The sequence below is a fragment of the Campylobacter fetus subsp. fetus genome (genome assembly GCF_900475935.1).
GTDB classification, from domain to species: domain Bacteria; phylum Campylobacterota; class Campylobacteria; order Campylobacterales; family Campylobacteraceae; genus Campylobacter; species Campylobacter fetus.
Map to the genome: position 1 here is coordinate 1,526,762 of NZ_LS483431.1, position 23,551 is coordinate 1,550,312.

General features: G+C 33.4%; 26 protein-coding genes and 1 pseudogene. 15 read left to right on the forward strand and 12 right to left on the reverse strand.

The window, feature by feature from the left end; genetic code table 11:
- Positions 1–8 precede the first annotated feature (8 nt).
- Together DQN38_RS07655 and accB are read right to left on the reverse strand one after the other, a co-directional pair.
- Positions 9–1,346, reverse strand: a complete 1,338-nt coding sequence (locus DQN38_RS07655) for an acetyl-CoA carboxylase biotin carboxylase subunit (RefSeq protein WP_002850590.1) — start codon at positions 1,344–1,346, stop codon at positions 9–11.
- Positions 1,343–1,795, reverse strand: coding sequence for an acetyl-CoA carboxylase biotin carboxyl carrier protein (gene accB / locus DQN38_RS07660; protein WP_002850595.1), 453 nt, complete (start codon positions 1,793–1,795; stop codon positions 1,343–1,345). The genes DQN38_RS07655 and accB overlap by 4 nt, the downstream gene beginning before the upstream one ends.
- 295 nt (positions 1,796–2,090) lie before the next feature.
- Here accB and dcd point away from each other — a divergent pair, with 295 nt between their 5' ends.
- Together dcd and pseC are read left to right on the forward strand one after the other, a co-directional pair.
- Complete coding sequence (gene dcd / locus DQN38_RS07665; RefSeq protein ID WP_002850597.1) at positions 2,091–2,651, forward strand: dCTP deaminase; 561 nt, start codon at positions 2,091–2,093, stop codon at positions 2,649–2,651.
- Positions 2,652–2,658: 7 nt separating this feature from the next.
- Positions 2,659–3,780 (forward strand): UDP-4-amino-4,6-dideoxy-N-acetyl-beta-L-altrosamine transaminase, encoded by a 1,122-nt coding sequence (pseC, locus tag DQN38_RS07670; protein WP_065843785.1) that lies wholly within the window; start codon positions 2,659–2,661, stop codon positions 3,778–3,780.
- 63 nt (positions 3,781–3,843) lie between these two features.
- On the opposite strand, the gene DQN38_RS07675 is transcribed toward pseC, so the two are convergent.
- The 7 genes from DQN38_RS07675 to hemB are packed head-to-tail and all read right to left on the reverse strand — an operon-like array spanning position 3,844 to position 10,401.
- Positions 3,844–5,106: a (Fe-S)-binding protein gene (locus tag DQN38_RS07675; protein WP_002850600.1), complete on the reverse strand. Its 1,263-nt coding sequence runs from the start codon at positions 5,104–5,106 to the stop codon at positions 3,844–3,846.
- Entirely contained in the window at positions 5,107–5,853 is a 747-nt protein-coding gene (locus tag DQN38_RS07680; RefSeq protein WP_065843786.1) for a pyrroline-5-carboxylate reductase, read from the reverse strand.
- Complete coding sequence (locus DQN38_RS07685; RefSeq protein ID WP_002850604.1) at positions 5,850–6,674, reverse strand: DUF5718 family protein; 825 nt, start codon at positions 6,672–6,674, stop codon at positions 5,850–5,852. Before DQN38_RS07685 ends, DQN38_RS07680 begins: the two co-directional genes overlap by 4 nt.
- 20 nt (positions 6,675–6,694) lie before the next feature.
- Complete coding sequence (hemN, locus tag DQN38_RS07690) at positions 6,695–8,056, reverse strand: oxygen-independent coproporphyrinogen III oxidase (RefSeq protein ID WP_002850606.1); 1,362 nt, start codon at positions 8,054–8,056, stop codon at positions 6,695–6,697.
- Positions 8,056–8,493 carry a DUF2603 domain-containing protein gene (locus DQN38_RS07695; RefSeq protein ID WP_038454159.1) on the reverse strand — a complete coding sequence of 146 codons (438 nt, stop codon included), beginning with the start codon at positions 8,491–8,493 and terminating at the stop codon, positions 8,056–8,058. The genes hemN and DQN38_RS07695 overlap by 1 nt, the downstream gene beginning before the upstream one ends.
- Positions 8,486–9,415, reverse strand: coding sequence for an ornithine carbamoyltransferase (argF, locus tag DQN38_RS07700; protein ID WP_002850612.1), 930 nt, complete (start codon positions 9,413–9,415; stop codon positions 8,486–8,488). The genes DQN38_RS07695 and argF overlap by 8 nt, the downstream gene beginning before the upstream one ends.
- A gap of 8 nt (positions 9,416–9,423) precedes the next feature.
- The gene (gene hemB / locus DQN38_RS07705; protein ID WP_111738235.1) at positions 9,424–10,401 is read right to left on the reverse strand and encodes a porphobilinogen synthase; all 978 of its coding nucleotides are present in this window, start codon (positions 10,399–10,401) and stop codon (positions 9,424–9,426) included.
- A 111-nt stretch (positions 10,402–10,512) separates the two neighbouring features.
- Between hemB and ribA the strand changes: the two genes are divergently transcribed.
- From ribA to htpX, 5 genes are read left to right on the forward strand one after another with little or no spacing between them, the layout of a single operon-like run.
- On the forward strand, positions 10,513–11,100 hold the full coding sequence (gene ribA, locus DQN38_RS07710; RefSeq protein WP_065844176.1) for a GTP cyclohydrolase II: 588 nt from the start codon (positions 10,513–10,515) through the stop codon (positions 11,098–11,100).
- The gene (gene rsmG / locus DQN38_RS07715) at positions 11,084–11,632 is read left to right on the forward strand and encodes a 16S rRNA (guanine(527)-N(7))-methyltransferase RsmG (protein ID WP_065844177.1); all 549 of its coding nucleotides are present in this window, start codon (positions 11,084–11,086) and stop codon (positions 11,630–11,632) included. The genes ribA and rsmG overlap by 17 nt, the downstream gene beginning before the upstream one ends.
- Entirely contained in the window at positions 11,626–11,820 is a 195-nt protein-coding gene (locus tag DQN38_RS07720; protein WP_065844178.1) for a PP0621 family protein, read from the forward strand. Before rsmG ends, DQN38_RS07720 begins: the two co-directional genes overlap by 7 nt.
- Positions 11,817–12,131: a hypothetical protein gene (locus DQN38_RS07725; RefSeq protein ID WP_002850622.1), complete on the forward strand. Its 315-nt coding sequence runs from the start codon at positions 11,817–11,819 to the stop codon at positions 12,129–12,131. Before DQN38_RS07720 ends, DQN38_RS07725 begins: the two co-directional genes overlap by 4 nt.
- The gene (htpX, locus tag DQN38_RS07730; protein WP_065844179.1) at positions 12,131–12,997 is read left to right on the forward strand and encodes a zinc metalloprotease HtpX; all 867 of its coding nucleotides are present in this window, start codon (positions 12,131–12,133) and stop codon (positions 12,995–12,997) included. Before DQN38_RS07725 ends, htpX begins: the two co-directional genes overlap by 1 nt.
- 9 nt (positions 12,998–13,006) lie before the next feature.
- Here htpX and DQN38_RS07735 read toward each other — a convergent pair whose 3' ends face one another.
- The 3 genes and pseudogenes from DQN38_RS07735 to DQN38_RS07745 form a co-directional block, all read right to left on the reverse strand.
- The gene (locus DQN38_RS07735; protein WP_065844180.1) at positions 13,007–14,020 is read right to left on the reverse strand and encodes an alanine racemase; all 1,014 of its coding nucleotides are present in this window, start codon (positions 14,018–14,020) and stop codon (positions 13,007–13,009) included.
- Entirely contained in the window at positions 14,013–14,273 is a 261-nt protein-coding gene (gene cmeU, locus DQN38_RS07740) for a CmeU family protein (protein WP_002850634.1), read from the reverse strand. Before cmeU ends, DQN38_RS07735 begins: the two co-directional genes overlap by 8 nt.
- Positions 14,274–14,285: 12 nt before the next feature.
- Positions 14,286–15,097 (reverse strand): annotated as a pseudogene (locus DQN38_RS07745) (L,D-transpeptidase family protein).
- A gap of 281 nt (positions 15,098–15,378) precedes the next feature.
- Here DQN38_RS07745 and DQN38_RS07750 point away from each other — a divergent pair.
- The 8 genes from DQN38_RS07750 to DQN38_RS07785 all read left to right on the forward strand — a co-directional run bounded on the left by DQN38_RS07750 (position 15,379) and on the right by DQN38_RS07785 (position 23,517).
- The gene (locus DQN38_RS07750; RefSeq protein ID WP_002850636.1) at positions 15,379–15,825 is read left to right on the forward strand and encodes a copper chaperone PCu(A)C; all 447 of its coding nucleotides are present in this window, start codon (positions 15,379–15,381) and stop codon (positions 15,823–15,825) included.
- 68 nt (positions 15,826–15,893) lie between these two features.
- Positions 15,894–18,116 (forward strand): tetratricopeptide repeat protein, encoded by a 2,223-nt coding sequence (locus DQN38_RS07755; RefSeq protein ID WP_011732252.1) that lies wholly within the window; start codon positions 15,894–15,896, stop codon positions 18,114–18,116.
- Entirely contained in the window at positions 18,104–19,036 is a 933-nt protein-coding gene (locus DQN38_RS07760) for a radical SAM protein (protein WP_002850638.1), read from the forward strand. Before DQN38_RS07755 ends, DQN38_RS07760 begins: the two co-directional genes overlap by 13 nt.
- Entirely contained in the window at positions 19,033–20,103 is a 1,071-nt protein-coding gene (locus tag DQN38_RS07765; RefSeq protein ID WP_025370394.1) for a radical SAM protein, read from the forward strand. Before DQN38_RS07760 ends, DQN38_RS07765 begins: the two co-directional genes overlap by 4 nt.
- Positions 20,104–20,133: 30 nt before the next feature.
- Positions 20,134–21,228, forward strand: coding sequence for a radical SAM/SPASM domain-containing protein (locus DQN38_RS07770; RefSeq protein WP_024305318.1), 1,095 nt, complete (start codon positions 20,134–20,136; stop codon positions 21,226–21,228).
- Between the two features lie 8 nt (positions 21,229–21,236).
- Complete coding sequence (locus tag DQN38_RS07775; RefSeq protein WP_065843959.1) at positions 21,237–21,998, forward strand: transketolase; 762 nt, start codon at positions 21,237–21,239, stop codon at positions 21,996–21,998.
- The gene (locus DQN38_RS07780) at positions 21,995–22,861 is read left to right on the forward strand and encodes a transketolase family protein (protein WP_065843960.1); all 867 of its coding nucleotides are present in this window, start codon (positions 21,995–21,997) and stop codon (positions 22,859–22,861) included. The genes DQN38_RS07775 and DQN38_RS07780 overlap by 4 nt, the downstream gene beginning before the upstream one ends.
- Complete coding sequence (locus tag DQN38_RS07785; protein ID WP_011732257.1) at positions 22,858–23,517, forward strand: class I SAM-dependent methyltransferase; 660 nt, start codon at positions 22,858–22,860, stop codon at positions 23,515–23,517. Before DQN38_RS07780 ends, DQN38_RS07785 begins: the two co-directional genes overlap by 4 nt.
- The last annotated feature ends 34 nt before the right edge of the window (positions 23,518–23,551 follow it).

Consider the following 23,551-nt stretch of genomic DNA (forward strand, 5'->3'; position numbering starts at 1 on the left):
TTTAAATTTTAATGCTTAGATAGATAATTCGTATCATAAAGGTTATTTATAAAATCGCTATTATTCATCATATGAAGATGAAAATCTTTTGTGGTTTTAATGCCCTGTATAACCATTTCATCAAGAGCTACTTTCATTTTAGCTATTGCTCTGTTTCTATCTTTATCATGAACGATTAATTTTCCTATCATACTATCATAGTATGGTGGAACGCTATAACCTTCATAAATATGACTATCCATACGAACATTTCTGCCTCCAGGAGCTATGTATTTTGTCACTTTTCCCGGATTTGGAGTAAAGCTTTTTGGATCTTCGGCTGTTATACGACACTCTATAGCATGTCCTCTTAGTTTGATCTCATCTTGACTAAGCAACTTCTCACCTTGAGCGATACGTATCATCCACTCTATAAGATCTAGCCCACTACACATCTCACTTACGCAGTGTTCGACTTGAAGTCTAGTATTCATTTCGATAAAATAAAATTTATTATCTTTTTGGTCGTACAAAAACTCGAATGTCCCAGCTCCAGCGTAACCTATAGCTTTAGTAGCTTTAACTGCGGTTTCATGCAAATTAGCTCTAGTTTTATCATCTAAAATTACGGCAGGACTCTCTTCGATAAGTTTTTGATGACGTCTTTGCATAGAACAATCGCGTTCGCCTATATGAACTACATTTCCATGCTCATCACCTAAGACTTGAACTTCAATGTGACGTGGATTTGAGATATACTTTTCCATATACATAGTACCATCGCCAAATGCACTCATAGCCTCACTCTCGGCAGACCAAAAACTTTTTTCTAGATCCTCTTCACGCTCAACCACGCGCATTCCGCGACCGCCTCCGCCAGCAGCAGCTTTCACTATAATAGGATATCCGATTTCACGAGCTAGTTTCTTTGCCGCATCTATGTCTTGTATGGAACCATCACTTCCTGGAACTACTGGAATTCCAGCTCTCATCATAACTTGCTTAGCTTTGCTTTTATCGCTCATAAGAGCCATAGCCGCTACGCTAGGACCTATAAATTTGATATTATGTTTAGAGCAAATTTCAACAAAATTTTGATTTTCACTCAAAAATCCATATCCCGGAAATATAGCATCAGCTTCGCTGATTTCGCATGCTGTGATGATAGCTGGTATATTTAAATAACTATCGGTGCTTCTTGGATTTCCTATACAAATAGAAGCGTCTGCATATTTTACATAAAGCGCGTCTTTATCTGCGGTAGAATGTATTACTATGGCTTCTTTTCCCATTTCTTGTATTGTTCTAAGAGCTCTTAAAGCTATTTCCCCACGATTTGCGATGAGAATTCGTTTTATTTCTCTCATATTTTTTCAACCTCGAACAAAGCCATACCAAACTCTACTGGCTGACCGTCTGCTATTAGAGATTTTATAATACGACAGTCAAACTCGGCTTCTATCTCATTCATAATTTTCATAGCTTCTATAATACCTATGCAATCACCTTTTCTTATAGTTTGACCCGGTTTTACGAAAGCTGCTGCTCCAGGGCTTGGAGCTACATAAAATGTTCCTACCATAGGAGAGTTTATAGTATCTCCGCTCAAATTTTGACTGCTAGAACCTTTTTCATTTACCACATTCACGTTTATCGGAGTCGGAGCAGGTGCCGGAGGACAAACAACTGGAGCCGGAGTTGCTTCTGGTTCATATTTTTCAAGTTCAATCTCAAATTCTTTATCTTTTATCTTAATTCTATTGATGTTAGTCTCATCAAAGAAAGTCATAAGCTCTTTAATTTCATCTCTTGTCATAAGAATTCTCCTATAAATTATTCAAAACATAGCATTTTAGCAAATTTATGTAAAGATTTGGTACAAATTTAAAAAAATATCTAATTCAAATTTAATTAAATTACAATAAAACAATTACAAATCCTCAAAAAGTTACATAATTTATAGCTTTTTACGGTATTTAATCTAATTATAATCCAATTTTATATATTTGTAAAATATAAATTTAAAAAATATATCCTAAAAATTTAATAAATGTTTAAATCCATCTTTATGACAATATGATATAATTTATAAATTTAAATCAGGAGTAATTATGGGACTAAAAAGCGATAAATGGATACGCGAACAGAGTATAGAAAACCAAATGATAGAGCCGTTTTGTGAAGAAAATATAGGTAAAGGTGTCGTTAGCTACGGACTTTCTAGCTACGGATACGATATAAGAGTCGGTTGTGAGTTTAAAATTTTCACAAATATAGGCGGTACTGTTGTAGATCCAAAAAACTTCGATGAAAAAAACGTAGTTGATTTTATCGGAGACATATGCATAGTCCCGCCAAACTCATTTGCACTTGCAAGAACAGTTGAATACTTCAAAATGCCTCACGACGTTCTAGCGATCTGTCTTGGAAAATCAACATACGCAAGATGCGGAATAATAGTAAATGTTACTCCATTTGAACCAGGATTTAACGGCCACATCACTATAGAAATCTCAAACACCACTCCTCTACCTGCGAAAATTTACGCAAATGAAGGCATAGCGCAAGTTCTATTTTTACAAGGTGATGAACCGTGTGAAACAAGTTACGCCGATAAAAAAGGTAAATATCAAGATCAAGAAGGCATAACCTTACCGCGCATACTAAAGTAAAGGAAAAATGATGACTTACAGCAGACAAAGCATAGACGATGATGATATAAAAGCAGTCAGTGAGGCTTTAAAAAGCGATATCATAACTTGCGGTAAGAAAGTAGATGAGTTTGAAAAAGCGCTTTGTGATTACACCGGAGCTAAATTCGCAGTAGCGATGAACTCGGCTACTTCTGCTTTACACGCAGGATATCTAGCGTTTAATCTTGAAAGTAACGATGAAGTCATCACGACTCCTATTACGTTTGCGGCTACTGCAAACACGGCTTTGATGTGCGGTGCGAAAGTTAAATTTGCCGACATATTACCAAATGGAAATATCGATCCAAAAAGCGTAGAAAAACTCATAACTCCAAAAACAAAAGTTATAACTCCGGTTGATTTTGGTGGACTTCCAGTAGATATAGACGCATTAAATTTGATAGCCCAAAAACACGGTCTTAAGATACTAGATGATGCTTCTCACGCTCTTGGAAGTAGCATAAATGGTAAAAAAGTCGGCACATTCGCAGACGCTAGCGTATTTAGTTTCCATGCTATCAAACCGATAACCACGCTTGAGGGCGGCGCGCTTTTAACCGACGATGAAGAGATCGCCGCTAAGGCTAGATTGATCCGCTCTCACGGAATTATCAAAAAAATAGCTTGGAACTCAGATATGATAACTCTTGGTTATAACTACCGTTTAAGCGATGTCGCGTGTGCTTTAGGTGCTTCGCAAATGAAAAAGTTGGATATTTTTATAGCAAAACGTGATGAGATAGCCAAATTTTACGATGAAGCATTTAAAAAAAGTCCGTATTTAAGCACTATAAAAATACCCAAAGGTGTAAAAAGTTCTCATCATCTCTATCCGGTCTTGCTTTTTAGAGATTTTTGGTGCGATAAACAGAGTATTTACGAAGAACTTCATGCAAAAGGTATCGGCGTACAAGTGCATTATAAACCGACTTATCAATTTAGCTTTTACAAAAATCTTTACGCAGAGATAAGTTTGCCAAATGCGGAGGATTTTTATAGAGCTGAGCTAAGCTTGCCTTGTCATCAACTAATGAGTATAGAAGACGCTAAATTCGTGGTAGAAAAGCTAAATGAAATTTTAGTAAAGTATAAAGGGTGTAAGTTTTAATCCCTGCTTCGATATCAAATTTACTCAAATTTAAATGATAATTTGAGTAAATTTAGTCTTTCTTTACAGAACCTTTGCTATCAGTTCGATAGGATTTTCACATCTCATATCCGAACTGCGAAGATGAAGCGCATTATTTAGCTGCATTTTACAAGCACTGCATTCTGCGCTAACACATTGCGCTTTAGTCGCACTTATCGTTTCTGCTCTACTAAGTCCGGCCGCGCGGCTAAGATGATATTTCTCACTTTGCATAGTCACACCGCCAAATCCGCAGCAACTTGTAGTATCATTCATCTCTTTGATATTATAAATTTTACTTAGCAACGCTCTTGGTTCTCTAAAAACTCCTTGCATTTTTTTAGCGTGACAAGGATCGTGATAAGTTATAGTTTGCTTGTTTGAATTTAAGCCTATTTTACTTAAAATTTCTCCCAAATTCGTATATTTCTCAAAATACTCGGTAGCCAAAAATATCTTTTTGCTCACGTTTTTTGCACGCTCTCTCCACTCTTCATTATTTGCAAAAAAATGTTCATAATCTACTTTTATCATAGCACTACAGGTGGCTTCAGGGATAATGATCGCATCTACTTTTTCAAGTACCTTTTCAAAGTACATGATATTTTTTTTAGCCAAAACCTCAACCGTGTTAAAATCCCCGGTAAAATACGCCGGAGCCGCACAGCAACTTTGATCTTTCATTAAATGAGCATTTAAATTTAGTGTTTTACAAATTTTTAATAATCCCTCGCCGATACCGATATATGCATAATTTCCCATACATCCTATAAAAATTCCAACGGCTTTTTCTCCTCCGTTATTTATAAACTCAGGATGCGAATTTAAAAAGCTCTTTTTACTAGCAGTCGGTAAAAGACGCTCTTTTTTAACCATAGGAAAACTCATTCTAGGGCGCATTTCACCGTTATTTACTTTAAAAGCGCAGCTTTGAAAAACATAACCAAGACTAGCACAAATATCCATAACTTTTCTATGTCTTAAAAGCCAAAAAAACAGTCTTTTGTACCATGCTATTCCAAATTTGAGCGCGATATCCCGCCTTACATTTTCAATCATAGTATCGGTTGCAAGGCTACTAGGACATTCACTTACGCAATTTGTACATAAAAAGCAGCTTTCAAATATATCTTTTGCATTTTTATCTAATTCAAGCTCACCTCTATTATAAGCTCCAAGAAGATCCAAAAAACCACGAGGACTTCTAACTTCATCACCGCTAATCTTGAAAATAGTGCAATTTGGTTTACATTTACCACACTTAACACATGCGTCTGAAACGGTATTAAAATTATACTTTTGCATTTAACTTCTTTGCTTTTTCGCACTTGCTTTTACAGCTTGTAAAAATGCGTGTCTAACACCGCATTCTTCAAGTTTTGCTACGCCTTCTATGGTAGTTCCTGCCGGAGAACAAACAGACTCTTTTATCAGTGCCGGATGAGAACTTTTTAAAAGCTTGGCAAATCCATCAAAAAGTCCGTTCACAAGAAAATTTGCATCATCTTTTTTAAGGCCTTCTAAAACTCCAGCGTTGCTTAAAGCTTCGGCTACGAGCGCAAGATAAGCAGGAGCGCAACCCGCAAGCACACTAGCAGCATCTAGCTCATTTTTAGTTTCAAGCTTTACGCATTTTCCAAAACCATTTAATATTTCTACTATCGTATTATCATCGCCATCACTTATAAACGGAGTTACGCTGGAATTAAACTTAGCCGCGATATTTGGCAAGCAAACAGCGTAATTTTTAGCTTTTATAGAACTATTTAACATTTCAATACCGGTTCTAGCTAGTACGCTTATGCAGACTTTTGCCTCGCCGCTAAGTAAATTAGAAACACTAGATAGAGCGTAAGGCTTTACTGCAAGTATTATATTTTTATCTTTTATATCATAACTCTTGCCATAAATCTCTGCGCAAAATCCGATTTTTTTAAAATTCGCAAGTTTTTCTTTGTCTCTACATACTATAATAACGTCAAAGCCGCTATTTTTTAGTCCATAAGCCATGGCGGTTCCCATATTTCCACCACCTAAAATATATATTTTCATTTTACAACCTGTTTTAAAACTGAAATATCACTAAATTTAGAAAAATCACTGTCTGTTTTGGCTAACTCGGTTATATCTTCTAAACTATGCTTATTATGATCAAAAGCCACTATATAGATCTCATCTCCTCGTTTTAAAAAGCGATTTTCACCTTTAGGCTCATATCTTGTAGCTCCAATAGTGATAATGACGTCTTTTTTGTATCCGTTTTGCTTTAAAATTTTACTTAAATCCTCAAGTACGGCAAAATCTTTTTGGGTATTAAAAATCTTTTTCATCCAGTTTAATAATTTTTCATAAAAGTAGCTATAACCGCTTAATTTAGCACACTCTCCATATCTAAAAAATCCATCTTCGCTACGCAAAAAAGATACTAAAGAGTAGCGTTCGCAAACTCCTGTTTTATCAAATTTATCTATAACTATCTCATTTCCAAAGCCTTTTGAGCCGCTTGAAAAGTTTTTCTTTTGAGATATTTTTGTAGCGTTTTTGTCGTTTCTTACAGAAGCATCGTTAAATGCCATAAATGCAAGCGGTTTTATGGTTTTCACACTACCATTTTCGTACTCTATCTCACATTTAAGAGCTATTTCAGGCTCTGCTTGAACATTTAAACTAGACTCGTTTGGAAGAACTAAATTTACATTATCGAAACAGTAATTTTTAAGATGGTTGGAGGATTTTGGACTATAAAATGGAAAAATACCTTTTGGAGCGTACTTTTCTTCTGTTTTAATATCTACAAAATCCTTAAACTCGCCTGCTTGTTCTAAATGCAAAGCAAAATTTCCGGCTATCCCAAAACCTAAAAAATCTCTCATTATCATCCCTAAATTTAAAATTACACTGTCTTTGAAAAGCTATTTTTTATACCTTTAAATTTAACCATATACTCATCAAAACACATAGCAATGTTCCTTATAAGCAGTGTTCCGGTTTCATTTATCTTTATTTTATCATTCGAAATTTCAACAAAGTCTTTTAACTCTTCAAGATCGTTCAACTCATTTTTGAAATGCTCAAAGAATTTAATATTAAATTTAGATTCGATCTTTTTTATATCAAGTGCAAAATTTGCCATCAAATCCATTATAACGGCTTTCCTAAGCTTATCTTCGTTATTTAACAAAACTCCTTTTGAATTTGGAAGTTTGTTGTCGTCTATGGCTTTTTCGTAAGAAACCATATCTTTATAATTTTGCGCGTAATAATCATCGCCCTCGCCTATGCTAGTCAAACCTATACCGATAAGATCTGCTCCGCCTTTAGTTGTATATCCTTGAAAATTCCTATGTAAACTGCCGTTTTCTAAAGCCTTAAACAACTCATCATCCTCTTTTGCGTAATGATCCATACCTATCATTTTATATCCGTTTGAAGTTAGAAACTCCATCGTATATTTTAAAATTTCTAGTTTTATTTTTGGATTTGGAAGAGTAGCTTCATCAAATTTTCTCATACTTTTTTTAATCCAAGGTACGTGAGCATAGTTAAATACCGCAAACCTATCGGGATTTAGACTAACACCAAGCTCTAAAGTCTTTTTAAAACTCTCTAAACTCTGATAAGGAAGACCGTAAATCAAATCGGTATTTATACTGGTAATACCTTTGGATCTTGCCATATCTACAGCATTTTTAGTCATTTCAAATGGCTGGATTCTATGGATTTCGGTTTGAACTTTTTCATCAAAATCTTGCACGCCGAAACTCACTCTGTTAAATCCATGACCCACTAAAACATCGAGTTGATCTTCATTTAAAAATCTCGGATCAATCTCACAGCTTATCTCAGCATCATCACTCCAATTCTTAAAATGTTTTTTTATCTCTTTTATAAGTCTATCAAGCTCATCTGCACTGTAAAAAGTAGGCGTTCCGCCGCCAAAATGCATCTGAGTTACTTGACGCTTAGTATCTAAAACTTCGCTTAATATCTCTAACTCTTTACTTAAATAATCAAGATATCTGCTCATTTTATCACTTTTACTCGTATAAATTACGTTACAACCACAAAAATAACAGGCTGAGCGACAAAACGGAAGATGAAAATACAAAGATAATTTTCTATTTTTATCACCGTTTTTTAAACGTTTAATATATTCATCATAGTTGAAATTATCGCTAAACTCAAGTGCTGTTGGATAGCTAGTATATCTAGGTCCAGGCTTTGAATACTGCACAAACGCTTCAAAATCTACCATCAATTTTCCTTACTTTGTATCAAACTTTGCATATCTACAAATAAATTTGGATGCTCTTTTTTAATCTTTTTTACAACTCTATCTAAATTTGGCTCTTTTTTAAATTTAGACTTTTTTATCTCATCTATGGCCACGCTCCAAACATCACCGAAATCAACTGGAATATGCTGCCAAATAGATTTTTCTAGTTTTAGCTCGAAATTCTCTTTTTGCGCATTTTTAAGCGTATTTATGATGGCCTCGAAAAGTCCTGCTGGAACAAGAGCACAAGGAGTATTTCCACTCATACCAAACCAAGGAACAGATAAATTTAACTTACCGTTTTTAATAATCAACTTCATCTCATTATCGCTTATCTGTTCTAACTCGAAAAGCGTTCTTTTCCTTTTTGAGATGCCAAGAGAGTTGCTTATGTTATCTAAACGCTCATTATTCATATCTCTTCCTATCACACCAGACCATAACAGCTTTTTGGGCGTGCAAACGGTTTTCAGCCTCGCTAAAAATTTCCCCCGCGTGAGCTTCGAAAACCGCTTCACTAACTTCATATCCGCGGTAAGCAGGCAAACAGTGTAAAAATTTAGCATCTTTGGCCGCTAAGCTCATCATATCATCATCAACGCAGTATCCTGCAAAATCATTAATGCGCTTTTCTTTTTCATCCTCTTGTCCCATAGAGACCCAAGTATCGGTCGTGACGACGTCTGCGCCGCTAATTGCTGCTTTAGGATTATCTGTGATAATCAAATTCGCACAGCTTATTTTGGAGTTTTGTTTAGCGATGTCTAAAACCCACTGTGGCACTTCATAGCCTTTTGGAGTTGCTACTCTAAGCTCAAATCCAAGCTTAGATGCAGCCATGAGCCATGAGTTGGTCATATTATTTCCATCTCCCACATACGCTACTTTCATAGTTTGTAAATTTAATCCAAGCTCGCTTAAAGTAAGCAGATCAGACATAAGCTGAACAGGATGAAAATCATCGCTAAGACCGTTTATAACAGGCACTCCGCTAAATTTAGCAAGTTCTTCGAGATCGCTTTGCTTATAAACTCTAGCCATTATCATATCTACCATTCTCCCAAGAACTCTAGCCGTATCTTTGACAGGTTCTCCGCGCCCTAACTGTATATCGCGACTGCTTAGAAATAATCCTTTGCCGCCTAATTGATGAATGCCTACTTCAAAGCTAACTCTCGTCCTTGTCGAGCTTTTTTCAAATATCATGGCTAAAGTTTGGTCTTTGAGATATGAGATATAATTTCTACTTTTTGCCTCTTTTTTTATATCTTTTGCTAAACTTAAAATATCTAAGATTTCATTTTTATCTAAGTCGTTAAGTGTCAAAAAATGTCTCATATAAATCCTTATTTTTCTCTTTTTAAAAACTCTGCTACCTCTTTTGCGTGATAGCTAATGATCAAATCCGCACCGGCTCTTTTAAAGCTCATCATAGTTTCTATCATAACTCTTTCATAGTCTATTACTCCAGCTTTTGCGGATGCTTTTAACATAGCGTACTCACCACTTACATTATAAACGCAAAGAGGAAGAAGAGTTCTTTCTTTTATATCTCTAATGATATCAAGATAAGCCAAAGCCGGTTTTACCATCAAAATATCTGCACCTTGTGCTTCATCTTCAAGACTTTCGTTTATGGCTTCAAAGCGGTTTGCACAATCCATTTGGTAACTTCTTCTATCTCCAAAGCTTGGCGAACTCTGGGCTACGTCGCGAAACGGTCCGTAATACGCAGAAGCAAATTTAGTCGAATACGCCATAATCGGAAGATTTTCGTATCCATTTTCATCAAGCGCGTTTCTTAAAGTTTCTATGATGCCGTCCATCATACCGCTTGGAGCTATCATATCTGCACCTGCTCTTGCATGAACTAAAGCTTGTCTAGCGGAGATCTCAAGCGTAGCGTCATTATCGACTGTTTCATGAACATGATCAAGTATACCACAATGTCCGTGATCCGTATATTCGCAAAAGCAAAGATCAGTCACAATAACTAAATTCGGAAATTTAGCTTTTATAGCTCTTAAAGATCTTGCTATAAGTCCATTTTCATCAAGCGCGTCACTACCTATACTATCTTTTAAATTTGGAATGCCGAACAAAAGTATGGATTTGATACCTAAGTTTACGACTTCTTCACACTCTTTTAAAATTTCATCAATACTTAGCTGAAATACGCCTGGCATCGAGCTTATCTCTTTTTTTACACCGCTTCCCTCAACTACAAAAAGTGGATATATAAAATCTTCTATATTTAATTTATTTTCTCTTACCATATCACGAATAGCCGGATTTATCCTAAGTCTTCTATATCTTTTAAACATATTAACTCCTTATTTTGAGCAATTATATCTAAATTTAAGTTAATTAAAAATATATCTATTTCTTTAAAATTTAAAGATTTTTGATAAACTTTACTCCAAAGGAAAACAATTATGGAAATAATAAAATCAAATATCGCAAACCTACCTAGCAGATTTGGCAAATTTCAAATAAAATCATACAAAGAAGGCTGCTGCAAAGAGCATTTGACTATATTTTCTCCGAATTTAGACGTAACAAAGACAGTAAATGTCAGAATTCACTCAGAATGCTTAACCGGAGACGCTATAGGAAGTTTAAAATGCGACTGCCGCGACCAACTAGAAGCTAGTTTAAAATATATAAACAAACACGGAGGAATGGTAATTTATCTACGTCAAGAAGGTAGAAATATAGGGCTTTTAAATAAAATAAATGCTTACGCTTTGCAAGATAATGGACTTGATACAATAGAAGCAAATCATCAATTAGGCTTTAAAGCCGATGAAAGAACGTACGAAATAGTAGATTTTATACTAAAAGATTTTGGTATAAAAAGTATAAATTTACTCACCAATAATCCTCTAAAACTAGCTAGTCTTACTTGCGTAAATATAGAAAAAAGAATTCCCATAGAGATAGAATCTAATGAATTTAATAAAGATTATTTAAAGGTGAAAAAAGAGCAGATGGGGCATATGTTAGATGAATTTACCAGATAATTTTTGGAATAAAGTAAGCGAATTTGAAATTATTTTAAAACAATTTAATAAAATACATAGTCTTACAAATTACCGCGATATAAAACCTGTCGTAGAAGATAGTATAAAACCTCTCGAGTTTTTGGATTTTAATCCAAAAATTGTAATTGACGTAGGTAGTGGAGCCGGATTTCCGGCTATTTTTTTAAGTTTGATTTTAAATTCCAGCGAATTTCATCTCTATGAGCCGATCGCGAAAAAATCAAGCTTTTTATCATACGTAGGCGCAGCTTTAAATTTAAAAAACATAACCGTTCATCCCTCCAAAATAGAGTCTTGTCAAAAAATAAAAGCTGATCTTATAACTTCAAGAGCACTTAGTAAAACTCTATTTCTTATAGAAATTTGCAGGGGATTTTACGACGAAAATACAACATTTTTATTATATAAAGGAGACGGAGCTAAAGAAGAAATCTCAAATTTAAAATGCAAAAATAGTATAATAAGCTCCGGAAAAAGAAATTATCTATTTTTAAAAGGTGTAAAATGCTAGGAAAAATCATAATATTTGCTCTTATTATAGCCGCGATATACTTTTTTATACTTCCTAAATTTAGAAAAAATAAAACTTCAAACAGTAGCGAAAACTTCGTTGAATGCGATAAGTGCAATACATTTGTAAGTATAAATGAAACCATGTTAAGAAATGGAAAATATATTTGCAAGGAGTGTCTAAAATGATAGTTTTTGGCAGTGAGTTCGTACCTTATGATGAGGTTGTTTTAGAGGATTTTAGCGGTTACAGTTTGCAAAAAAAGCCGGATTTTTTAAGGGTAAAATCAAAAAAAGAGGCTATTTTTGCCAACGCCAACGGAGTTAAATTTATAGTTTGCGATAATTTGAATTTTGCAAGACAATTACAAGCACTAGCAAATGACTATATATTTGATTCTAAAATAGCAGTTTTGATATGTGACGACTTTGAGTTAGAAGCTGCTATAGACGCTAGAATAGACGCTAGCATATATAAAAGTGTAATAAGAGGATTTTGATGGAGCTTTTAAAAACTGTTAGTTTAATGGTTATTTTAATGTTGCTATTTATAAGCGTGGGAGGATATATAGGTGGTTTGAATGGAATGATCATAGCATTTCTAATAGCCTTAGGTCTTAATTTTTTTAGCTATTTTTATAGTGATAAACTTATATTAAAACATTATAACGCTCAGCTTGTAGAGCCCTCAAACACGCTTTATAAGATAGTAAGTGAGTTATGTAAAAAAGCAAATATTCCTATACCAAAAATATATATTATATCGGATAATACTCCAAATGCGTTTGCTACTGGCAGAAACCCGCATAACTCGGCGGTAGCTTTAACAAACGGACTTTTAAATTTACTTGATGAAAATGAGATAAAAGCGGTAATCGCTCATGAACTAGGTCATATAAGACATTATGATATACTTACTGGATCTATAGTAGCTATTTTTGCCGGAGCTATAGCAATTTTAGCAAATTTTGCTCATTTCGGAGTCGGACTAAATAAAAACGAAAATAAAGCAAATATTGTTATAGTAATAATTTTAGCCATAATTATGCCATTAGCCGCTACAATAATACAAATGAGCATATCTCGCTCAAGAGAATTTGAAGCAGATAGATTTTCAGCTAATTTAACAGACCCTATTTATCTTGTCAACGCTCTTTCAAAACTAGAAGGTTACGCCTCAAAAAGCGTATTAAAAAACGCGGATGAACAAACAGCGCATATGTTTATCATAAATCCATTTAGTTCCGTAAAAAGCGGTATTTCAAATTTATTCCGTACACATCCATCTACAAAACAGAGAATAGATAGGCTTTTAAATTTAAAAGAACGCTCACAAAGCGCGGCTTACAGATATTTTAATAGTTAAGTTCAAAAATCAAACAACAACTCTCTTAATCTTTGAACTTAACTTAACTAAAATATCATAACTTATCGTATCGAAAAACTTAGCCCATACTCTAGCATCATCAAAAACACATATCTGATCACCCGAATCAGCGCAACTAAAGCTATCCATAGACATTTTGCCAAGTATTTTTTCACCGTTTGCTAAGCGCAGATCGCCTTTACCGTTATATCTTAAAAGTCCATCTCCGTATCCTAAATCATACGTTGCGATATTTATATCTTTTTTAGCCGTGAAAGCTCCGCCATAGCCTACGCTTTGACCTGCTTTTAATACTCTTTTGCTGATTCTATCCGCCCAGAGACTCAAAACTTTTTTTAAATTTAAACTCTCATCAAACTGTGAATAACCAAACTGAACTATACCGGCGCGTACAAACTCATCGTCAAAACCGTTTGTTCTTTCGATGGCGGCTGAATTATGCGAATGAAACATAGGTTTATCAACGCCATTTTTTTTAAATAATGATTTAAGTTTGATCTTAGCTTTTAAAAAATTAGCTTTTTGTACGTAGTAATCTCCGCTTATCTCGTCGCTACTTCTAAAATGAGTATAAGCGCCGCATATTCTTATAGAACGGTTTTTTGCTATATTAAAAGCAGTTTCAATCTCGTCGATGCCAATACCGTTTCTGTGCATCATAGTGTCAATAGCAAGATGAACGCTAATTCCGCTTTTTATAACATCTAAACCGCTAAGATCATTTATAGCATAAATAAACTCGTCATTCTCCTTACCGTTTGGTATATGAGATAAAATAATAATATTTTTAAAAAAGGGGGATATTTCTATAGCTTCGTCTATGCTTTTTACGCAAGCCCATTTTATACCAAAACCACTTGCTATACCTGCCATCAAAACAGCTCCGTGCCCATAAGCATCATCTTTTAAAACCGCTATAATTCGATCTTTTGATCCTATTTTACTTGAAATTTGGGTTAAATTATGGATATAAGCTGTTTTGCTCAAAACTATCTTAGACACTGAAATTTACGCCAAATCTTTTATAAATATAAGGAAGTATTTTTCTTATAGAGTAGTCATATGAGTAGAACTTAGCATAAAGCTCTTTTAAACTCTTATCTTTGCAAGCGTCAAAATCAAAAACGTTTGTATTTCCTTTTTTCGGTACGTTTGCATCTAAAACTTCAAAAAAACCGTCTCTGGCCTTTAAAAGCTCTTCAATCTGAGATTTTATAAACTCTTTTTCTTCTTCCGTAACGTCTGTATTTTGCATAATTTTTCCTTATTATTGCTCTACTAAGATTTTCATCTTGCCGCCATCTAGTTTAACATAAAGAGTTTTAATACCATCAAATTTATAAGCCGAAGCACGATATTTCTCCATAAAACTAACTCTAAAAATATTCTCATCATCGATCGTAGGATACGGAGTTATACTAAATTTAGTAAATTGTATAAATTTGTTCTCTTTTCTAGAAAAAATATTTTTTTCATCTCTTTAAATTTATCAAAACCTACTCCGTCGTATCTTTTAAATTTCTTATCATAAAAATTAAGATATCTATCGATATCACTATTTGTCCAAGCCTCTTTCCATTTAAATAATTCTGCAAATATAAGAGCTATATCTTCATTTTTAGCTTCTAAAATACCGCTTTCATTTATCAAAACCATACCGCCATTATCCTTTAAAATGCTTTCTAAATTTAACAGCAAGTCATTTGGCATTACAACACAGCCTTTTGTTTTATATACGTCTTCTCTAATATTTCCATTTAGAGGAAATCCATGTATCCAGATACCCCCGCCAGTTCTATCTCGTAGCTTATCAAAAAGATTTGGATATGAAAGATTGAACGCAACTGGTCCATAATAAGTATCTTCAGGCACAAAACGCCTTGTTATCTCATATACTCCAACCGGAGTTTTTAGATCTCCTTCTAAAAGCTTATCGCCCATGAGACCAGTTAAAACTTTATGATCTGCTTTAGAGTCCAACTTTCCATCTTTATACTCGTTTAAATAGAAGTTTTTCGCCTTTTTATCCACAACTACGATAAATATATCACTATCGTAATAGCCATACTTTAAGTCCATTTGGCTTAAATGTTTTTGCCAATAATCTTTACTTTGCAAATTTGCCTCTATAGCTTTTTGTACCGCTTCGATACCACTTTCTAAATAGATTTTTTCGAGGTCTTTTGAATATAAAAAACTCAAAAAACACAAAACAAAAATTAGAAACTTTTTCAATGTTTTGACCCTTAATTTTTAGTATTTTTAAGGCGTTATTATAGCCTAAGATTTTTAAATTTTCAGTTATCTTTTATCAAAATTGCTATACAATCTTTGTTACATTAAACCATAAAGGATTTACAGTGTTTAAATTTACTCTTTCATGCGCTTTACTAAGTTCGCTATGTTTAGCTGCAAACATCGATATAGAGTCTCCTTTCGTAAAGGCTACACCTCCAAATGCTAAAACCAGCGCCGCATTTATGGTTATCAAAAATAACACAAACAAAGATGTATCTTTAGTATCTGGAAACAGCAATGCGAGTAAGGTTTTCGAAATTCATACTCATTTAAATGAAAACGGAATGAAAAAAATGGTTAGAATTCCAAAAATAGATATCCCTGCAAACAGCAGCGTTGAATTAAAACCAGGCGGACTTCATATAATGCTAATTGATATAAATAAACCTTTAGAAATCACAGATAAAGTCGATTTAACTCTTGAGTTTAGCGACTCTAGTAAAATAGACCTAAAAGACGTCGAGGTCAAAAAACTAGCACCCATGATGAAACCTCAAGGGTCGATGTAAGCCGCTATTACAAAATTTAGCCCTAATTTAGGGCTTTTACTTTAAATTAATAATCATTGAGGATAACTTTGTTCAAAAGTAAGATTGATATAGATATTTTAGTCAAAAAAATAGCTTCTGGAGATATACCAAAGTTGAGCCGTGATGAGCTTTTGGAACTTAGAAACGCATTTTACGACTTTGTTTTAAATAAAAACGATCTGCCTCCAAAAGAGTATCTTTGGCTTATAAAAGTTTTTAAAGACTTAAATTTAGAAGATAAAAAAGAGTTTGAAAACTATATAAAAACAGCCGACAACTACCTTGATTCTTGTGATGACATAAATCAAAAACTTCTATTGGTGCATTTAAAAACAACTTGTTTGATACTAAACTCTAAGACAAAAGAGGCTATGGAATACTATATACTGAACTTTGCATTGCTTAATTGCTCTGAGATTCCAAATTTAGCCAACTATCTTGAGTTTTTTGAAAAATACTGCAAAGATATTAGTTTTGAGTTGTATTATGACGTATGCAAAAAGCTTTTTGATCCCGATTACTATCTAAAGCTTGATAATGCTCAGCAAAGAAATATTTTAAATAATAATCTCATAATATTTTGGAAATTTACAAACGTATTTGTAAATAGACAAATTATAAAAATATATGATCTTATGCTAAAAATTTTCAACTATTTTGTCCAAAACGATAAATATGAAAAAGCTATGCACATAACACTTAGTATGATACATTTTTATTCAAATACCAATCAAGGCGGCGGAAACATACAAAATGATATCATAGTTCCTCTTGAATCTATGTATCAAAGATTTTTAAATCATGTAAATATACCGACGTACCATACAAAAAGACATACTAAAAAACGCATAGGATTTTTAAAAGATCGTATAGTTGCAAACTCACCGTATAAAGTTGAATATTCACTTATAAAAGCACTTATGCAAAATGATGATTTTAGAAAAAAATATCAAATTTATATATACTCGTTTTCGACGACCGAAAAAGCTTTAGACGATGATTATACGGTTCAAGAACTTTTGAATTTAGGGGTGAAAGTCGAAGCTCCTTCTTTTGAACAGTTTAGAGCTCAAGGATTTTACTATTCATATTTAGAAAAATCACTTTTGATTAGAGATAAAATAATAAGAGACGAAATAGATATTTTGATAGATTTTACCGGGAGCAATCCTCTAGCTGAGTTTTTATTTGTAACAAGATCTGCTAAAAAGCAGATATACTGGTCACATGGAAATACAGAATACGATATCAAATCGATCGATTTAAAAGTCAGTCACTTTCAGCCTACTAGCGAATATAAAATTATAAGCGTGCCTATGGATAATAAATTCTACAATCCCCCTATCGACCAGCAATTGATCATAAATGAACGAAGCAAATATCCAAAAGATGCTTTCATTTTAGGCGTAATTAGCAGACTAGTAAAGATAGACGATGATCGTTATCTTCACTCAATAAGTGAAATTTTAAAACAAAATCCAAAAGCTATATATTTAGCTTGTGGAGACGGCGGAAATATCAATCGAATAAAAGCAAAATTAGATGAATTTGGAGTTTTAGATAGATTTTACTTTACAGGGATGATAAATCCGCATATTTATGGTCACATAATAGATCTTTGGCTAAATACATTTCCACCCCACGTTCAAGGCGAAAGCGCAAATGAGTATATGTCAAAAGGCGGTGCTATATTAGGATATTATGAGCCGCAAATCTTTGATATAGATGATGAAAACATTAAACAAATCAAATACGACAGCTCAAAGCTGCTAGTTTATATAGAAAACATAGAGGATTTTGATAAACAGACCGAAGGCTATGATGAGTTTATCTCTGATCCGTACTATATAATTTTAAATGATAAACCGATAAAAGATAGCATTTTAAAAGCAAAATCTATAATAGGCGATAAATCGGCATATGATGTTAGAGTGCGTATAGAAGATGGAAAAATAATAGGGTATGATGGTAAATTTTTCATATATAAGCCGTTTTTCAAAGAAAACGCTTGGTATGAGAGGGATTATGAAATATGCACTTGGATATTACAAAATAAAGATATTTGTCTCATAAATGAAAACGACCATATATATGGATATTTTACGGCGTTTAATACAAATGAATACATAAAAAAAGCAACTATGCTAATAAAAAACCAAAAAGTAAGAGCTCAGTTAAAAAAGTTCAACTCGGTTTATCTAAATGCTTGTAAAGAGATTACTAGTAAAAATATACTTAAGGATTTTGAGAATATAATATGCAAAAAATAACCATACCAGATCATTATAATTACATAGCTCTGTTTTTAACGCTGTCTTGCAACTTAAAATGTCCGTATTGTATAAATTTAAATGAAAACGGAGCTAGTAGAAAAAGTGTTGTTAGGGGCGTTATAAAACCAGATATTTGGCTAAATTTCATAAACCGCTTAGATATAAAAAGTGATGATTTACCACTTACTCTTCAAGGCGGCGAACCAACTTTGTATCCGTACTTTTACGAACTTGTAAATGGTATAGACGATAAATTTAAACTAGATCTGCTTACAAACTTTATGTTTGACGAGGATGAGTTTATAAGACGTATAAATCCTTCAAAATTTACACGCGATGCGAAATATGCAGCCATAAGAGTAAGCTATCACCCAAATCAAAATGACATAAATACGCTTATAAAAAAACATGATAAGATGAAAGATGCAGGATTTTACGTAGGAATTTACTCTGTTTTAACCCCTCAGAATAAATCTCATATAGAAGAAGTAATGAAAAAATGCAAAGATTTAGGAATTGATTTTAGAGTTAAAGAGTATCTTGGATTTGATGGGCAAAAGTGGCACGGAAGCTATAAATTTCCAGAAGCTATAAGCGGAAATGTTAATAAATACTGTGATTGCAAAACAACAGAATTACTAATCAGCCCAGCAGGTCTAGTATATCGCTGCCACTCAGATCTCTATGAAAAAAGAGCCGAAGTAGCAGATATAAGTGATCCAAACTATAAATTTGAAGATATTTACAGACCTTGCATAGTTTATGGACACTGCAATCCATGCGATATCAAAGTCAAAACAAATAGATTTCAGAATTTCGGTCATACGTCTGTTGAGATAAAAAATATCAGAGAATTAAACGAAAAAGAGCGGATTTTACTCGAAAACAGCGATTTTAAAGGAGCTTTAAATTTATGAAATTTAGCCTCGACGCACACAAGCTCCACCACCATTTAGATAGAGTTTTAGAATTTAAACAAACAGGGGATTGTGCGCCCATTTATATGGAAGTAAGTCCGTGCGGATCATGCAATCACAGATGTCTGTTTTGTGCGTATGATTATATAGCTTATCCAAATAGAAAACTCGATACCGATAATTTTATCAAATTTACCACAGAAGTAGCAAAAGCCGGGTTAAAATCCATGCTATTTGCAGGTGAAGGCGAGCCTTTGATACATAATGACATAGATAAAATGGTGGCTCACGCAAAACAGTGCGGCATCGACTGCGGAATGTTTAGTAACGCAGCACTTTTAAAAGCCGATCTGGCTAAAAAACTGCTTCCGAATTTAACTTTTTTAAGGTTTTCATTTAACGCCGGAGATAGTCAAACTTACTCTAAAATTCATACTTCGCACAAAAAATCAAGTGATTTTGAAAAAGTGGTAGAAAATATCAAATTTGCGAATGATTACAGAAAAGAGCAGAACTTGAAAGTTGATCTTGGATCTCAGTTCGTTCTTTTAAAAGAAAATAAAAACTCTCTTATTAATGCAGTAAAAACTATGAAAGAGTGCGGCGTGGATTACATTAGCGTAAAACCGTTTGTGTTACAAAATGAAAATCAACTATATAAAAATAACTCTAAATTTGAAACAGATCAGCTTGAAACACTTATAAATGAAGCTAAAAGTTATGAGAGTGATGATTTTAAAGTGATTTTTAGGCAAAACGCTTTTTTTAAATACGGTCAAAGAGACTACTCTCACTGCTACGGATGCAGCTTTATAACCGTGTTAAACTCAGCTGGAGATTTGGCTAGTTGCTTGCCATATTGGGATAAAAAAGAGTTTGTTTATGGAAATATAAATGAACAAAGTTTTGAAGCGATATGGGGGGGGGTTAGACGTAAGCGCGTAAAAGAGTTGTTAGAAAATAAGATAAACACAAAAAATTGCCCGCCAAACTGTAGGCCAAATGCTATTAATGAGTTTTTAAATGAGATTTTAAATCCCGATGTAAAACACATAAATTTCATATAGTTCTATAGCCTAGCGGGCTATGGAGATATTATGAAAGATAAATTTAGAATTGATTCACATAAACTAATTTTTCATCCCAAAAGAGTATCTAATTTCTTAGATGCATTTGGAAACTGGGAAAAAGAAAAAGAGATATACCCGATCTATGTTGAGTTTAGTCCATGCGGGGCATGCAATCACAGATGCACATTTTGCGGTTTGGACTATATGGGATATAAAAATATAAAAATCAGTCTAGATGTGTTTAAAAAAACATCTAAAGATATGGCAAAATGCGGTGTAAAAAGCATAATGTTCGCAGGAGAAGGTGAGCCACTACTTCATAAAGATCTGCCATTAATGGCAGAGTTTGCAAAAATGCAAGGAATAGATCTTGGACTTACTACAAATTTTGCACTAACAAACACTGATATTTCCAAGTCTTTGCTTAAAAATTTTACTTGGATAAAAGTTAGTCTAAATGGTGCAAATGCGCAAAACTATGCTATGATCCACAAAACTAAGGCAAGCGATTTTGACAAAGTAATAAATAATCTAAAAGAAGCCGTAAAAATAAGAAAAGAAAATAAATTTAAATGCTCAATCGGAGTTCAACTACTGCTGCTAAAAGAAAATATAGACTATGTTTTAGACTTGGCTAAAATATTAAGAGATATAAATGTTGATTATTTTGTCATTAAGCCGTATTCACAACATCTTTTTAGCATAACAAAAGAGCATAATGCATTTCAATACATAAATTTAGAGTCGCTAGCAAATAGTTTAGATGAGTTGCAAAATGATAATTTTTCAATTATTTTTCGATATAAAACTATGCAAAAAAAAGATTCTAACAAACATGAGTATAAAAAATGTTACTCAACACCATACTTTTGGGCATATGTGTCAAGTAATGGGGATTTGTACTCTTGCAGTTGCTACTTAGGAGATGATAAGTTTAAATTTGGTAACATAAATGATAAAAGTTTCCGTGAACTTTGGCAGAGCGATAAAAGAAAGCAAAATATAGATTTTGTTCAAAACTCTCTTAACATCAGTCAATGCAGAGTTAATTGCAGAATGGATTTTATCAACTCATACCTTTGGGAACTTAAAAATCCAAATGAACATGTAAATTTTATTTAGGAACTATTATGACTCAAGCAGAGATAAGAAAAAATATACTTAAAATGGCAAATAGAGCCAAAAGTCCGCATATAGGCTCGGCTCTATCTTGCGTTGATATTTTATATACGTTGTATTTTAAAATTTTAAAACTTGAAAACTATGAACAAAGAGATATTTTCTTACTCTCAAAAGCGCACGCGGCAATGGCTCTTTACGCTACTTTAAACGCAAAAGGATTTATGAGCAATGAAGAAATACTAGGATATTATCAAAATAACGGTACATTACCTGCACACACAGATAGATTTAGTAGCCCGTATGTGGAGATCTCGGCAGGAAGCCTTGGGCATGCACTTCCTATGTCAGTAGGAATGGCAATGAGCATAAAAAATGAAAATCGAAAAGTATATGTTTTAATCGGAGATGGAGAAACGCAAGAAGGTAGCATTTGGGAAGCAGCGATGCTAGCTCCTAAACTAAATTTAAATAATCTTTGTGTTTTGATAGATTATAACAATCTTCAAGGATATGGTAGAGCTAGGGAAATAACAAGTTTTGAGCCCATAGATAAAAAATGGGAGAGTTTTGGCTGGGAATGCGTCATAGTAGATGGCCATGATGTACAAGCTTTGCAAAAGGCCATGAGCATAAAAACAGATAAGCCGCTTTGCATAGTATGCAAAACTATCAAAGGAAAAGGCGTAGAGTTTATGGAAAATGAACTAAAATGGCATTATTACATTGTTATGGATGAGATTTTAAACAGCGCATTAAAGGTGCTAAAATGAGAAATACATTAGCAAATGAAATTTATAAATACGCCACCAAAAATAAAGATTTTTTTCTAATAAGCGGAGATGCTGGGCTTGGCGTATGGGATGAATATCAAAAAGAGCTTCCTAATCAATTTATAAATCCCGGGATAAATGAAGCATTATGCGTAGGAATGGCTGCTGGAATGGCACTAAGCGGGAAAAAAGTAGTATATTATAATATAGCTCCATTTGTGATAATGCGTCCTTTCGAGCAAGTAAGAAACGATATTTGTTATCAAGAATTGCCCGTGATTTTAGTAGGTACTGGAGCCGGGATAACATACGCTCCATCTGGTATGACGCACTATAGCGTTGAGGATATAGCTCTTGCATTATCTTTACCGAATTTAGATATATACTCGCCAGCTAGTCCTCTTGAGGCAAAATTAGCATTTGAAAATGCTCTAAAATCAAAAAATCCAAGCTATATAAGAATAGAAAAATCTGGCGAGGTAGAAATACATAAAAATAATATAGATATAACAGATTTAAATTTTATTCAAATCGGCGGAGAAGATCTGATAATAGCGCACGGAAGCATAGTAAATGAATGCTTGGGTATCTCTAATGTAAGCGTTGCAACCGCACCTTTTATAAACTCTGCAAATAAGAATATTATAGATCAAATATCTAAATTTAGAAATATTTTTGTAGTCGAAGAGCATTTTAAATTTGGAGGTCTAGCTACATTTTTGCAAAGCAAAACAGATAAAAAAATTCATTCAATAGGACTGAAAAACCATTATATTCATGACATAGGAGATAGAAAATTCTTAAGAAAATTATATGGTTTGGACAAAAGCGCTATAGAAAAGCAAATAAAGGAGAATATATGAAAGAACTTGATATTTTCACAAATTTACATAAAAAAACCAGTAGAGAATATCTTCCTAGAATGTGCGATGATAAAGTAAATTGTATGATAAAAGCTAAAGAATTTGAAGCTGATTTTTGGGATGGAGATAGAAAATTTGGCTATGGAGGCTACAAATACGATGGTAGGTGGGAAGCAGTAGCTAAAAAATTAATAGAAATTTACGGATTAAAAGATTCAGATAAAGTGCTTGATGTTGGATGCGGAAAAGCATTTTTATTATATGAGTTAAAAAAGCTGCTTCCAAATTTACAAATTACCGGATTTGATATATCAAAATACGCATTAAAAAATGCAAAAGAAGAGGTAAAAGACTGTTTATTTTACCATGATGCAAAAGATGATTTTCCTTTTAAACAAGAAGAATTTGATCTTGCTATTTCGTTGACAACTTTGCATAATCTTAAAATTTACGATCTTAAAAATGCGCTACAAAACATAAATTTAGTCGCAAAAAATAAATTTATAGTAGTAGAAAGTTACCGAAATGAAAAAGAACTTTTTAATCTTGAATGCTGGGCGCTAACTTGTCAAAGCTTTTTTAGCAAAGACGAGTGGGAATGGTTATTTAAAGAATTCGGCTATAATGGCGATTATGAATTTATATATTTTGAGTAGGAATTTAATAATAAAATTATGAAAAATAATAGCA

Bases quoted from the DNA above. Each gene is read 5' to 3' on its own strand.
- DQN38_RS07655 (WP_002850590.1), bottom strand. From the start codon at position 1,346: ATGAGAGAAATAAAACGAATTCTCATCGCAAATCGTGGGGAAATAGCT.
- accB (WP_002850595.1), bottom strand. From the start codon at position 1,795: ATGACAAGAGATGAAATTAAAGAGCTTATGACTTTCTTTGATGAGACT.
- dcd (WP_002850597.1), top strand. From the start codon at position 2,091: ATGGGACTAAAAAGCGATAAATGGATACGCGAACAGAGTATAGAAAAC.
- pseC (WP_065843785.1), top strand. From the start codon at position 2,659: ATGATGACTTACAGCAGACAAAGCATAGACGATGATGATATAAAAGCA.
- DQN38_RS07675 (WP_002850600.1), bottom strand. From the start codon at position 5,106: ATGCAAAAGTATAATTTTAATACCGTTTCAGACGCATGTGTTAAGTGT.
- DQN38_RS07680 (WP_065843786.1), bottom strand. From the start codon at position 5,853: ATGAAAATATATATTTTAGGTGGTGGAAATATGGGAACCGCCATGGCT.
- DQN38_RS07685 (WP_002850604.1), bottom strand. From the start codon at position 6,674: ATGAGAGATTTTTTAGGTTTTGGGATAGCCGGAAATTTTGCTTTGCAT.
- hemN (WP_002850606.1), bottom strand. From the start codon at position 8,056: ATGGTAGATTTTGAAGCGTTTGTGCAGTATTCAAAGCCTGGACCTAGA.
- DQN38_RS07695 (WP_038454159.1), bottom strand. From the start codon at position 8,493: ATGAATAATGAGCGTTTAGATAACATAAGCAACTCTCTTGGCATCTCA.
- argF (WP_002850612.1), bottom strand. From the start codon at position 9,415: ATGAGACATTTTTTGACACTTAACGACTTAGATAAAAATGAAATCTTA.
- hemB (WP_111738235.1), bottom strand. From the start codon at position 10,401: ATGTTTAAAAGATATAGAAGACTTAGGATAAATCCGGCTATTCGTGAT.
- ribA (WP_065844176.1), top strand. From the start codon at position 10,513: ATGGAAATAATAAAATCAAATATCGCAAACCTACCTAGCAGATTTGGC.
- rsmG (WP_065844177.1), top strand. From the start codon at position 11,084: ATGAATTTACCAGATAATTTTTGGAATAAAGTAAGCGAATTTGAAATT.
- DQN38_RS07720 (WP_065844178.1), top strand. From the start codon at position 11,626: ATGCTAGGAAAAATCATAATATTTGCTCTTATTATAGCCGCGATATAC.
- DQN38_RS07725 (WP_002850622.1), top strand. From the start codon at position 11,817: ATGATAGTTTTTGGCAGTGAGTTCGTACCTTATGATGAGGTTGTTTTA.
- htpX (WP_065844179.1), top strand. From the start codon at position 12,131: ATGGAGCTTTTAAAAACTGTTAGTTTAATGGTTATTTTAATGTTGCTA.
- cmeU (WP_002850634.1), bottom strand. From the start codon at position 14,273: ATGCAAAATACAGACGTTACGGAAGAAGAAAAAGAGTTTATAAAATCT.
- DQN38_RS07760 (WP_002850638.1), top strand. From the start codon at position 18,104: ATGCAAAAAATAACCATACCAGATCATTATAATTACATAGCTCTGTTT.
- DQN38_RS07765 (WP_025370394.1), top strand. From the start codon at position 19,033: ATGAAATTTAGCCTCGACGCACACAAGCTCCACCACCATTTAGATAGA.
- DQN38_RS07770 (WP_024305318.1), top strand. From the start codon at position 20,134: ATGAAAGATAAATTTAGAATTGATTCACATAAACTAATTTTTCATCCC.
- DQN38_RS07775 (WP_065843959.1), top strand. From the start codon at position 21,237: ATGACTCAAGCAGAGATAAGAAAAAATATACTTAAAATGGCAAATAGA.
- DQN38_RS07780 (WP_065843960.1), top strand. From the start codon at position 21,995: ATGAGAAATACATTAGCAAATGAAATTTATAAATACGCCACCAAAAAT.
- DQN38_RS07785 (WP_011732257.1), top strand. From the start codon at position 22,858: ATGAAAGAACTTGATATTTTCACAAATTTACATAAAAAAACCAGTAGA.